11 protein-coding genes and 3 pseudogenes are annotated in these 11,206 nt (G+C 39.1%); 7 read left to right on the forward strand and 7 right to left on the reverse strand.

The genetic code is table 11. The features are described 5' to 3' along the window. Together JQC92_RS18610 and JQC92_RS18615 are read left to right on the forward strand one after the other, a co-directional pair. Positions 1–380, forward strand: a pseudogene (locus tag JQC92_RS18610) (hypothetical protein); the annotation flags it as partial. A gap of 102 nt (positions 381–482) precedes the next feature. Then, complete coding sequence (locus JQC92_RS18615; RefSeq protein ID WP_205001055.1) at positions 483–1,022, forward strand: Mpo1 family 2-hydroxy fatty acid dioxygenase; 540 nt, start codon at positions 483–485, stop codon at positions 1,020–1,022. Here the strand turns inward: JQC92_RS18615 and JQC92_RS18620 are convergent. The 4 genes and pseudogenes from JQC92_RS18620 to JQC92_RS18635 all read right to left on the reverse strand — a co-directional run. Beyond that, positions 1,019–1,258: a transporter suffix domain-containing protein gene (locus tag JQC92_RS18620; RefSeq protein ID WP_205001056.1), complete on the reverse strand. Its 240-nt coding sequence runs from the start codon at positions 1,256–1,258 to the stop codon at positions 1,019–1,021. The two genes, JQC92_RS18615 and JQC92_RS18620, sit on opposite strands and share 4 nt — an antisense overlap. A gap of 4 nt (positions 1,259–1,262) precedes the next feature. Further along, positions 1,263–1,949: a DNA-3-methyladenine glycosylase I gene (locus JQC92_RS18625; protein WP_205001057.1), complete on the reverse strand. Its 687-nt coding sequence runs from the start codon at positions 1,947–1,949 to the stop codon at positions 1,263–1,265. A 467-nt stretch (positions 1,950–2,416) separates the two neighbouring features. Further along, positions 2,417–2,662 (reverse strand): annotated as a pseudogene (locus tag JQC92_RS18630) (ISKra4 family transposase); the annotation flags it as partial. A gap of 236 nt (positions 2,663–2,898) precedes the next feature. Then, positions 2,899–4,202, reverse strand: a pseudogene (locus tag JQC92_RS18635) (ISKra4 family transposase); the annotation flags it as partial. Positions 4,203–4,370: 168 nt separating this feature from the next. On the opposite strand from JQC92_RS18635, the gene JQC92_RS18640 reads away from it, so the two are divergent. Beyond that, positions 4,371–4,949: a cobaltochelatase subunit CobN gene (locus tag JQC92_RS18640; protein ID WP_205001059.1), complete on the forward strand. Its 579-nt coding sequence runs from the start codon at positions 4,371–4,373 to the stop codon at positions 4,947–4,949. On the opposite strand, the gene JQC92_RS18645 is transcribed toward JQC92_RS18640, so the two are convergent. Beyond that, positions 4,924–5,844, reverse strand: a complete 921-nt coding sequence (locus tag JQC92_RS18645) for a hypothetical protein (RefSeq protein WP_205001060.1) — start codon at positions 5,842–5,844, stop codon at positions 4,924–4,926. The genes JQC92_RS18640 and JQC92_RS18645 overlap by 26 nt on opposite strands. Before the next feature lie 351 nt (positions 5,845–6,195). Between JQC92_RS18645 and JQC92_RS18650 the strand changes: the two genes are divergently transcribed. Next, a complete protein-coding gene (locus tag JQC92_RS18650; RefSeq protein WP_205001061.1) occupies positions 6,196–8,442 on the forward strand; it encodes an ATP-binding protein in 2,247 nt (748 codons plus the stop codon). 59 nt (positions 8,443–8,501) lie between these two features. On the opposite strand, the gene JQC92_RS22955 is transcribed toward JQC92_RS18650, so the two are convergent. Then, on the reverse strand, positions 8,502–8,636 hold the full coding sequence (locus tag JQC92_RS22955; protein WP_276315821.1) for a hypothetical protein: 135 nt from the start codon (positions 8,634–8,636) through the stop codon (positions 8,502–8,504). Positions 8,637–8,702: 66 nt separating this feature from the next. After that, on the reverse strand, positions 8,703–8,951 hold the full coding sequence (locus JQC92_RS18655) for a thiamine pyrophosphate-binding protein (RefSeq protein ID WP_205001062.1): 249 nt from the start codon (positions 8,949–8,951) through the stop codon (positions 8,703–8,705). A gap of 255 nt (positions 8,952–9,206) precedes the next feature. Here JQC92_RS18655 and JQC92_RS18660 point away from each other — a divergent pair, with 255 nt between their 5' ends. Genes JQC92_RS18660 through JQC92_RS18670 form a run of 3 tightly spaced genes read left to right on the forward strand, consistent with a single transcriptional unit; the run spans position 9,207 to position 10,932 of the window. Further along, positions 9,207–10,334 (forward strand): M14 family metallopeptidase, encoded by a 1,128-nt coding sequence (locus JQC92_RS18660; protein ID WP_205001063.1) that lies wholly within the window; start codon positions 9,207–9,209, stop codon positions 10,332–10,334. Positions 10,335–10,336: 2 nt separating this feature from the next. Continuing rightward, positions 10,337–10,654, forward strand: coding sequence for a zinc ribbon domain-containing protein (locus JQC92_RS18665; RefSeq protein ID WP_205001064.1), 318 nt, complete (start codon positions 10,337–10,339; stop codon positions 10,652–10,654). Continuing rightward, positions 10,654–10,932 carry a YeaC family protein gene (locus JQC92_RS18670; RefSeq protein ID WP_205001065.1) on the forward strand — a complete coding sequence of 93 codons (279 nt, stop codon included), beginning with the start codon at positions 10,654–10,656 and terminating at the stop codon, positions 10,930–10,932. The genes JQC92_RS18665 and JQC92_RS18670 overlap by 1 nt, the downstream gene beginning before the upstream one ends. The last annotated feature ends 274 nt before the right edge of the window (positions 10,933–11,206 follow it).

The following is an 11,206-nucleotide window of genomic DNA, read 5'->3' on the forward strand; positions in this document are numbered from 1 at the left end:
ACATGAGAGTTTACTACAGCTTGTACGGTCGCCTCTTAAACAAAGAAGCGCTTTACAACGGATACCGAAAAGTACGAAAAGCCAAAGGCGCTGCCGGTATAGATGGGCAGAGCCTAGAGCATTCTTCATATGCAGATACATTTCAACGTGAAGTTTGCGCTCTTAAGCTTTTAGGTTTCACTAATTTAGAGGTAATGCAAAGCTTAACGATAAATGCTGCGAGCTTTCCAATGGTTAAAGGTAATTATGGTTTAGTGAAAATTGGGTATGAGTCAGATTTATTGCTGTTTAATAAAAACCCCCTAGAGGACTTAACGATACTGAACAAGCCAAAAGTGGTTATTCAGCGAGGAAAAGTCGTACTCAAAAATGCTGATTAAATCATATAAATAATGACGTTTTTTTTGAATAGATATTCTCATCATCCTAAAATTCGGCTAAATTGAGAGCTTAAAATTAAAACGATAAGGATTCGACAGCGCATGAAAACGATCGTTGAACAGCTCTCAACCTACAAGAGCGTGCATTTGGATGCGGATAATATTAAAACTCATTTTATTGGTGTTCCAACGATTATTTGGTCTATTTTTGTTTGGTTTAGTTTATTGAGGTTTCCAATTGGGGATACGGGCTATGAGATCACCTTCGGCTATACTTTTGCTGCAATTGTTTTAGTTTATTATGTGATGTTGCATAAAGGGTTGGCATTAGGAATGGTGCTGTTTATGGCCCCGGTAATGTATACAGCTGATTTAGTGGCACAAACTCAATATGGAGGTTGGTTCGCACTAGCGGTATTTGTTGTCGGTTGGGTATTTCAGCTGGTGGGACATAAATTTGAAAAAGCCAAACCAGCATTTATAGATGATTTAAACCAGCTGTTAATTGGCCCTTTATTTTTGATGGCAGAAGTCTGCTTTGCACTAGGCTTACTTAAAAGTCTTAATAATGAAATTACTGGCAAAGCCATTGCGATTCGTCAGCAATTTGATGACGCTAAATCGCAAAGGGTTAGTCTTTAGTTTTCATCGTCTTTAGCCTGTTTGAGCTTGGTTGAGAAATAGTGTTTTAATTTCAGCCAAGCTTCTTTGCCAATCAATAAAATACCAATATAAAAGGCCGCTTCACCCACAAAAAAACAAGCTGTAGCAAGTCCTGCACTTTTTGCTGTATCAATATCTAAAAAGGGGACAACAAAAATACCGCACCAAATAATGGTGGATACAATCAGTAACCCATAGCCTATTTTTTGGCGCATTCTACTAAACTCTATTTTCACCACTGCTATAAGCAATAATTTGGCTAATTTCAGTTAAACTGCGTCCAGATTCTTGGTGCCATTTTACAAACGCAGCATCCGCCGCTCGCATTGCTTTTTTAGTGGTTCTTCCCGAGTCAATAATTCCAGTATTTCTTAAATAAGCTTCAACGTCAGAAGACAATATAAAAGTATCAACACCCGCTTGGCGAAGCGCATATGCACCGGTATTTCCGCCGAGCCTTTTGCCATTCTTTTTAAGGTATTCCCACAACTCGGTGGTGTTATCTTTTGGCCAATTGGCGAGTAATTTACTAAACGAACCATGCTCGTAGCTCGCATTTATCAACATTTGTGCGTTAGCCGGAATGGTCATCACTTTAGTTAAATGTCGAATGATTTTAGGGTCACGAGCTTTTTCTTCCCATTGTTCATCGGAAAGCATTAGCAATAACTCAGGTTTGAAGCCAAAAAAATGATCTTCAAAATTATCCCATTTATTACGAACCACTTTCCAAGATATACCGCACTGAAAAACTTTCATCGTAAAAGTAGAAAGCCAGCGGTCATCCTTAATTTGGAGTATCTCTTCGTGTGAGAGTGGTTTAAATAATAGCTGCTCTAAGTTTTCTACCCCACCTTTTCGCTCTGCTGCACGGAAATAAATAGTTTCGAATTTTTCTTTAGTCATAGTGTTCCCTTTTTTGTTTATATTTTATGATCACTAATGAAGATTACATAGAGGGGATTTGAACTTTTTCTACTGCTTGGAAAGGTTAATTTTAGTTAACAATATACGGTATGAAGATATTAAGCGGTAAAATAACATTACCTTAAACTTGAATTTATAACCATGGCTGCTCAAGTTCCTTCAATTTCAACATTCTGACCTTTTCCTTTAACAATGACGGAACAAGAACATCTGCCAGATCTGGAGCTTTCAGCTCCCATATGTCGTTTTCCGACTGCATTTGTCGTAAGTCGAGGTCGCTCAGCTAAGGTGCTCAAGTTCCTTCATTAAATAAAAGATCTAGAGCCGTATACCTTTAGCGTTAATGAGGGGGAACTTGAGGTATGCTCTGTTTCAAATCCATGTTTTGATGCCGATGTTTTGGAACGAAGCATTACAACTTCAATCTCAGTTGGGTGCAGTTCCTTTCATTCGACGGTTACAGCAGCTTTATAAAGTCGTCGTTTGGATTGCTGTTTATGGAAAAGCCAATAATCATCAAAATCATCGCTAGATTTCAGTGACCGTAGTTTTAAAATCGCTTCACCTCCATCAAGCCCCCAACGGGCACCGGTAATATCCAGTCTATCGTTTATCAAATGACGACAAGCACCTTCTATTACCCCGCTGGCGATAGGATGACCTGATGCTAATGCCTCGCCATACTTCAAGTACTCTTTATACCCATGATACCTGAAGATGCATGTTTCAGGACTTTCTCAGCGCCAATTCTTTGAGGCGCATTAGCGAAGGAATATCGGGATTCTTTCGAGCTAATGTAACAAAGAAGAATTGGTGCTGAGAAGTCCACGAAGTGCGAGTTGCACAGCGTGTTACTCTGTGTTGCCAGTGCTAACAATAGCTCACTATTGCCGCACACTGTCGCCTTGATTAACAAGCTGTGCATTCTCGCTGAAATCGAGCATCTTCAGGTATCATGGGTATATTATTCAAAAGATAGCGAGCACATTTATCGACATTTTCCCGCTTACTTATTTTTCTTTTCGTCGCACTACTTTTAATGCCTTTAGCAACTTGGGAGCATTTTCCTTTTAAAATGTTAAGTAAACGCTCGGCAACCCAGTCTTCTACTGATGTGTCATCTTTTTCAAAAAAGCACCATGCGGCTTTCCAGACGTATTCTGCAACATGTATAAAATCCAAAATTATTGTGACTTGTACATTAAACTTCTTGATTAGCCGATTGACTTGTACATTAAACTTCTTGATTAGCCGATTGATTTGCTTCAGTTGATGTGGATGGCCATCGACAAGAATTACCCATTGACGTTCTTGGTTTGGGTCACGCTGCAGTGCTTCCTCAAAAGCTTCTTCTATCACTCGCTCTGCATCTCGTTCAAGGCTAGCCCAGACTCGTTTGTTCCTTGGCCTAACTCGAATTGGGCGAACATTATCTTCTTCGTTTATTTTCATCACTGACTCGGGAGTACGCACATGAGCTAATGTGGTATAAACCGTTGATACCTGAGCCATGCGTTTTCTGTCTTTCTTCTCACCTGCACTGAGCCTACTGTTCAGCTTTTTACTTTTCAGGGCGGCTTTCTTTGTGCATTCTCTCAGGCTATCAGTTCGCACTACAACGCCTTTCCCATCAAAGCTTAGTACGATTAAATCTTGAGTTGCTTCTGGTCGTTCAAAGCGTTGCATTGCATAAAATTGTTCGAAGTCTTGCGCAACATCTTGTACAGCGTTCAAGCATTGTCGCTTCGCTACACGTCCACCTGTTGTCCGCTTAAGTGACTCTACAACATTATCAAATGAGCCTTTGACTGACTCATCGACAATGCGCTGTCTGAGTCCGTCAGAGTATTGGTCGTCAGGAAGGTTTAGTTGTTCATCTAATGGAAAGCAACACTTGTGTTTTCGTGTGCTATAGCTTTTACGATGTACGATAACGTCACCAAATAGACTGCTCATTTTTCTCTGGGTGTGGTGGCGAACGTGTGTCAGGTTAATGCCTGTAGAAGAAGTAATTGATGTTAGATGACGCTCTTCACTGGCCTTCATATCTAAGTGCCCTTGTAGCAAACGTCTCAGTAACTCAAAGCCTTCGTTTTGAATAAATTGTTCAACATCACCATGTTCAGAGTTTTGAAGTGTTTCGCCTTGAAGCTGATGAATAATCGTATCAAGTTGGATTTGAGCTTCAGAAAAAAATGAAATTTCTTGAGTGTTAGCGTATTCTGTCTGCATAGAGGGCTTTATGTGTTGTTATTGCGTGTCGGAACAATATAACTAACACAAAAAACTCTCTTGTCTACCTTTATATAAACTCAACTTATTGATCTTAATAGATCTATTTTTTAAGTTTGTCGTTTCAAAAGATCTACACCCATTTCCATCTGCGTTGGATTCAAGCCGATGCAAGATTCTGGTTACGCAGGTACAATCGCCATTCTTGACCGCATGAACAACATGTGGGGCTGGGAAGTCATGACGCCAGAAGCGTTACGTGATGACCATTGGCAAGAGTTCTTCGAAGTTTACGTTGATGATAAATATCAAATGGAAATGAAAAAGTTCTTTGAAGAACACAGCGCCGAAGCGTTAGCGCAAATCATCGAGCGTATGCTAGAAGCTACTCGTAAAGGTTACTGGGCACCAGATGCTGAAACCTTGAAGAAGATGCTAGAAACCTATACAGAATTAGCCAACAAGCATGATGTGGTTACAGATAACGAGAAATTTACCGAATATGTACAAACACAAAATGCAGGCTTTGGTTTAGCCCCTTTAGCCCCTTTAGCCCCTTTAGCTCCGGGGAAAGTTGCGCCAGATGTTAATGCGGCTCAAGCAGCACAAGCGACTCAGCAAGTCACAGGGCTGAGGCTTGAAGAGCAAGTTAAAGCCGAAGAATCAGAATCAAAAGATAAATGGTTATACCTACTTATCTTTATGATTTTCGCTGGTGGCTTTATTTATCAGCGAGTTGAGAAGTAGTTTCTCTGGAAGATTGTGGCGGTTCACTTGTTATAAAAGTAAGTGGACTGTCATCTTTTGCGAGTAAAAAGTATTCTCCGAAGCTTTCAGATGCAGAAGAGTGTGTTGTTATGTATAAGTAATCACCATTCAAGCAAAATTGTCTTGCAAACTTATTCATCCCAGCCTGCGGAACTTCTGACCAATCTATTTGTTCTCTAAGTTGAGGTGTTACAAAGTATCTATGACTGAGTTTGTTCAAATAATTTTTAGGAGTAATCTCCAAGTCATATGAAGATAATAGTTCATTTACAGTCGAAAAAGGCAAGTCATTATTATTAAGCAAAATAAAGTCATGGCCGTTTTTTTTCAGCATTCTTAACTGCTCTACCACTGTAGAATCTACAAAATAAACTCTAGATTTTAGCTCCTCTCTGGAGGCTATTCTAAAGCTTGGTTCATCGAATTTAGTGAAAGCTTGGATATCTAAAAGAAGCGTTTTTTTGTTGTTTAAAGAAGTAACCGGTGCAGAAATAGCCGTTTTCCAGTCGTCAACCGTTTGGGTTTTGCATGCCTCGCCATAAGGAGGTGTTGGCCAAAAGGGGATGCCTTTATTAGTCAGAGCATAGTAGAAAGCCTGTGCCTCTCTATCATGTTGCTGGCTTGGTTCATAAGTTTTTCCAAAGTATAGATGTTTTAGCATATAGGGCTTACAAAACCACTCAGACTTTATTACATTGCCATCTTTAACAGTTAATTTATAACGTATAAAGCCATTACGCATATGAGCATGATAAATTTGCTCATCTTTTGAAAGTCCCAATTTTTCTGGCTCTGTGTAGTTTATTTTCTGAATTCCGATACATTCATCAATAAATTGTTGAATTTCAGTTTGTAATTCACTTCTGGGAATCATAGTTAATGCTGTAAAATTTTGATAACTAAACGTAACTGCTTTGTTTGTTATATTAAAGTTAATATTTATTAATGTTACATGCTGAGATGTCTATTAAAGGCTATTTTAATCGACTAGCTCACACTTAATTATGTTAGGTAGTTATTATTTAAAAGTTGTTTTCAGCTTCCGTGCTGTTGCTCACTAAATTTTATGGTTTGTGATCTAATCGACTTTAATGTATGAAAAATATGCAGTTGTTAAACTTTGTTCATAATTCTGTTTTGTAATTAATGTGTGATTTAAACCGCTAAAAAAATGTGCAGAATACAATAGAGTAAAATTATGTTTCGATAGCTGAGGTAATGAAAAATGAGCGTTGCAGATCCTGCATTGGCTATACATTACCAAAGTTACTCAGCAAGTTCAGAGCAGATCGATGATGATTACTTTGGTGGGAGTAGAAATAGATCAGCTTCTACTGGTGAGGAGGTGCCAACTCCTGAATTTGAACTCCCCCTTCATACAAAAGCTAGGCCAAGTATAGTTGCTGATAAACCTAGTAATGTTCCTGTGATGTCTGCTGAAATTCCTAACATTGTAATTACTGGAGTGGGTGATGTTGATACTCCTGTAAACCGTGCATCAGGGTTTCAAGCGGGAAGGCTTAGTGTTTATAACCCTTTACAAGTACCACTTCAAAATACCAGAAATGAAGTTGTTACAGATATTCAAGAAAGTGAGAGGAAAGCAACAGAGAAAGCACTTGAGGCTTTAGATAAAGCTAAAGAAGCGGATTTAAAAATGGCGAAAAAGACCTTTTTTATGAAGCTTGCTAAAACTTGTTTAGCCATTGCCGCCGCTGCCGTGGCAATTGGTTTTGCTGTTCCAACAGGAGGAGTTTCTATTGCAGCAGCAGCCGTGATTGGTGTTGCTGCGGTTTTATCTACTGCTGATACTATTTCGGCTGCAGTTGATTGGGGGCTAAAAGTGAAAGGAAAGGACGGCCTCCCATTCGAAGCTGATGGCCTGGGAAATATTGCTTATGCACTCTTTAGGTTTTTTGATGTGTCAGAAGAAAAAGCTGAAAAATATGCAGGCTGGAGCTCTACCGGTATCAAACTTGTTTTAACTTTAGGTCTACTATGGGCTGGGTCAGTTACTCCTAAAAGCAAAGTAAAACCATCGGACATTCAAAAAAATGGTGAAAAGATTCTTAAATTAGCAGGCGATAAACTTACTAAATACGCTGATGCTATCAATATGACCAAAGAAAAATTACAGAAACTGGAACAAGAGGCAAGACTAAAAGACGAGATGGCTTCAGAGATTTCTGAATATTCAGATGATCTTAAAGATATTGATGACTTACTTGATGATCGTGAAGATGATGCGAGGGAAGCTCTTAGAGCTAAGCGAGAAAACATAAAACAACAACACTCAGTGTTGTTTGAAGAGTTAAAACAATCAAGAAAACAGTTAGAGCAGTTAAGGGAAGCACTCAGTAAAGTAAAAAAAAGTGATATGGAAAGCTTAGTAGAGCTTGAGCAACTGATGGAGTTAAACAATTCTTCTGAGTTACTTTTGATGTCGGAGAGTGATAAAAGTGCAACAAGATATAGTGAAGTTGTATTTGCCGCAGAACAAGTGCCTTTACCGTCTGAACTAGACTTTACTGCAGAAGTCGCAATAGAACTAAAAAATGCACAACAGGCAACTGAAGATGCTAGAAAGGCCTATAAAGAAGCGCAGTTGAAACTTAAAACTAATCAAGTTTACTTAAAGGCCTTTGGTTGTTTCTGTGCTGGAGTTTCTTTGGGTGGGGCAATTATGTCAACAGTACTAACAGGGCCAGTCGCAGCACCTTTGATTTTTTTCTCTTTAGGAGCTTTAGTTACGTCAGTTTTTGATTTTGAGGCCGCTATAGTAGACGAAAGACGATTGAAAAATGATGAAGACCTCTTGCCGGTTAAAGATAATGGTATCGCTAACGCAATTCACTATTTGCTCGTAAAAAAGGCGAAAGTTAGTGACCCAAAAGCACTTAAAGCAGCGAAAGCTATGGCGGGTATTATTCAAATCTTTTTTACTCTGGGCGGTAAGTGGCCTGAAGCTGATCAGCAATTAGAAATACAAAAAAAAGCAAAAGAAGGCGAAAAGTACTTAAAGCCTATTGAAGATGCAATAAAAGAAAAGCTGACTGATAAAAGCGAAGTTGATGAAACAAAAGCAGAATTGGATATAAAAAAAGTAAAAGCAGCTTTAGCGGCGGAGCAGCTAAGAAGATTGCAATTAGTGGTAATGGATCATAAAGAAATTATGGCTCAAATTAAATATGCCGAACAACTTGAAAATAAAATGATGCTTTTGGAAAGAAAAAGATTACGGCTTGAACAGAAAGAAAAAGAGCAAATGATTACAGACATCCAAAATGAATTAGTTAAACTCTCAGCAATTAATACTGACTTGTTTAATGAAATTCAAGAAAACTTAGATGGTGAGACAAGAGGGGAGATTGAAGCCCTACTAGAGAACATAAAAAGAGCTACTGATGAAAGCGATAAACCCGTCACACAACCACCGTCATCTCCTGTGGTATTAAATCACATCACTGTCTAATTCTGATTGACAGACCACATTGTAGACTCTGCTACTTTAGCCTCACATCTGAAACTGAATCACCTGAACACACCATAGGAAAGACCTTTTGTTTTGAACATACAGTAACGTCCAGCAGTACCGATATCAAATGCTGTAGCCATAGCTTCAGGAATATCATTAGAGCAGGAGTCTTGAACACACCATTTGGTCACAGGTTTGCACATAGAGATAATATCGACTTCTTGAAACGCATCAGTACCAATACTTTGAGAATGAGCTTACCCTGTTATAAAGACTACTGGAGTTGAATCGGCTTTAGCATCTGTTACTGCAGTAAGAATATTTGTTGCACCAGGGCCTGAGGTGACTAGAACTACGCCAACCCCGCCACTGGCTCGATCGTACCCTTGAGCGGCATGACCAGCACCTTGCTCATGCCTTACGAGTACATACTTAATTTGAGATTGATACTTAAATAGCGCATCGTAAGTTGGAATGATAGCACCACCAGGATATCCAAAAATCACTTTACACGTTTTGCTTGATGAGAGCTAAACATATCGCTTCGGCGCCATTAACTTTATTTTTGATGTACTTCCTGTTTATCCCCATAACCACTCCATATGAGAAAATCTTTATCACTTCTGTGTTTATTTAGTTTAGGGGAAGATATTTTTTTCCGCCAATTCTGCAGGGATATAGTCAAGTAGAGGTGACTGGGCAATTGGTAGGGCATATTGTACAATGTTGAACAATTTAAAAACTAAAAAGTGAAAATAAATATGCGCATTAGTGATAATTTTGATGGTGGTAACATTCAAGTTGTTAACCTTGAAGAACGAGACAATATTCAACTTGCTATTCGTCCAGACGAAGGCGGTGAATTTTTCCAGTGGTTTAACTATCGTTTCGAAGGTGAAGTTGGCAGCCAATATACTTTTAATATCATTAATGCTGGTTCTTCATCGTACACCAAAGGCTGGGAAGGTTATCAAGCTGTAGCAACCTATGATCGACAAAGCTGGTTCCGCATTCCAACCGAATATGTTGATGGACAACTTAAAATACAAGTTGAACTTCAATGTGAAGCCATCCAAATTGCTTATTTTGCCCCGTACAGTTACGAGCGTCACTTAGATTTAATCAGCTCCGTACAGTTACATTCAGAAGTTTCACTTGAGCACCTAGGCCTAACCTTAGACGGTCGTGATATGACTTTAGTTAAGGTGGGCGATGGTGATGAAACGAAAAAGAATATTTGGATCACGGCTCGTCAACATCCAGGCGAGACCATGGCTGAATGGTGTGTAGAAGGTCTTCTGATGCGCTTACTTGATCAAGATTGCCCGGTTGCTAAATCACTATTAGATAAAGCGAATTTCTACATTGTTCCGAATATGAATCCTGATGGTAGCGTGCGAGGTCATTTACGTACCAATGCTGTGGGAGTGAATTTAAACCGAGAATGGCAATCACCAACATTAGAAAAAAGCCCTGAAGTTTATTATATAACCAATAAAATGAAAGAGACGGGTGTGGATTTATTCTATGACGTGCACGGTGATGAAGGATTGCCGTATGTGTTCGTAGCCGGTGCAGAAGGGATTCCTAACTACAGTGAACGTCTAGCTGAGCTTCAGAAAGATTTCGTTTCAGCATTACTCATGGCTAGCCCTGACTTCCAAACAGAATTTGGGTATGACAATGATGAGCCAGGAAAAGCGAATCTAACGGTTGCATCTAATTGGGTTGCGAATACATTTGAGTGTTTAGCTAATACTTTAGAAATGCCGTTCAAAGACAATGATGACTTACCGGATCCATTTGTAGGTTGGTCACCTGAAAGAAGTGTTTACTTAGGTGAAGCATCTTTAGTCGCAATGTTAGCTGTGGTTGATAAGCTGAGGTAATTATGGCATTAGTTGAGTGCCCAAGTTGCGGTAAACGTATGTCCAGTGTTGCTAAGAGTTGTGCATCATGTAATGCGTCGACCTCTGGTGATACAGAAGCACAACGAAATATAAGAAAAATCAAGCTTGCGAGCCAATTACAGTTACACAGTTTTATCGCCATGACACTGTTTATTGCTGGCGTAGTTATTTGGTTTTGGGGCGGAGAGCCTGCTGAAGGTAACCGAATGTACGTAGGCAGTGCGTGTTTTGTTTTCGGTTTTATTGGCTATCTTATAACTAGAGTTCGGATTATTTTGAATAAACGGAAGAGTGTTTAATGGATTTAGATAAGTTGATTGATAATATGCCTGAAGAGGTATATCAAAAAATGAAGTCGGCAGCAGAGCTGGGTAAATGGGCTGACGGTACAGCGTTAACTGATGCGCAAAAAGAACATACTCTTCAGGTTGTTATGTTGTATCAAGCAAGACATTTAAGCCAAACTGATCACTTTACTATCGGCGCTGGTGGCGAAATCAATGAGCTATCGAAATCCGAACTAAAAAAGCAGTTTAAAGGTGAAACGATTGCAGAGTTCAAACAAAAAGACCTATAAAATTTCTCTTTGTTGATTAGGGATTGTTGATTTTTGTTGATATTTTCAGCAATGATTGTTAAACAAAGATCAACAGCCCGTAAAAAAGCCAAGAAGTGATTCTTGGCTTTTTTGTACCTATTTGGTTCAATGGTTATTAAGTCAAGTTTGCATATACCCGTGATCATTGAAGATGCGACTTTTTCAAACAAAGACTTGAAATTATCTGTAAAGAGATCATCATACAGCCATGATTGAAATATCCTTAACCAATGAAGAAAAGCAATTACTAGAA

This window comes from Parashewanella hymeniacidonis (genome assembly GCF_016900895.1).
GTDB lineage: Bacteria > Pseudomonadota > Gammaproteobacteria > Enterobacterales > Shewanellaceae > Parashewanella > Parashewanella hymeniacidonis.

What these genes read in the sequence shown, in the direction of transcription:
- JQC92_RS18645 (WP_205001060.1), bottom strand. Translation starts at nt 5,844, where the DNA reads ATGATTCCCAGAAGTGAATTACAAACTGAAATTCAACAATTTATTGAT.
- JQC92_RS18660 (WP_205001063.1), top strand. Translation starts at nt 9,207, where the DNA reads ATGCGCATTAGTGATAATTTTGATGGTGGTAACATTCAAGTTGTTAAC.
- JQC92_RS18670 (WP_205001065.1), top strand. Translation starts at nt 10,654, where the DNA reads ATGGATTTAGATAAGTTGATTGATAATATGCCTGAAGAGGTATATCAA.
- JQC92_RS18665 (WP_205001064.1), top strand. Translation starts at nt 10,337, where the DNA reads ATGGCATTAGTTGAGTGCCCAAGTTGCGGTAAACGTATGTCCAGTGTT.
- JQC92_RS18625 (WP_205001057.1), bottom strand. Translation starts at nt 1,949, where the DNA reads ATGACTAAAGAAAAATTCGAAACTATTTATTTCCGTGCAGCAGAGCGA.
- JQC92_RS18615 (WP_205001055.1), top strand. Translation starts at nt 483, where the DNA reads ATGAAAACGATCGTTGAACAGCTCTCAACCTACAAGAGCGTGCATTTG.
- JQC92_RS18650 (WP_205001061.1), top strand. Translation starts at nt 6,196, where the DNA reads ATGAGCGTTGCAGATCCTGCATTGGCTATACATTACCAAAGTTACTCA.
- JQC92_RS18620 (WP_205001056.1), bottom strand. Translation starts at nt 1,258, where the DNA reads ATGCGCCAAAAAATAGGCTATGGGTTACTGATTGTATCCACCATTATT.
- JQC92_RS18640 (WP_205001059.1), top strand. Translation starts at nt 4,371, where the DNA reads ATGCAAGATTCTGGTTACGCAGGTACAATCGCCATTCTTGACCGCATG.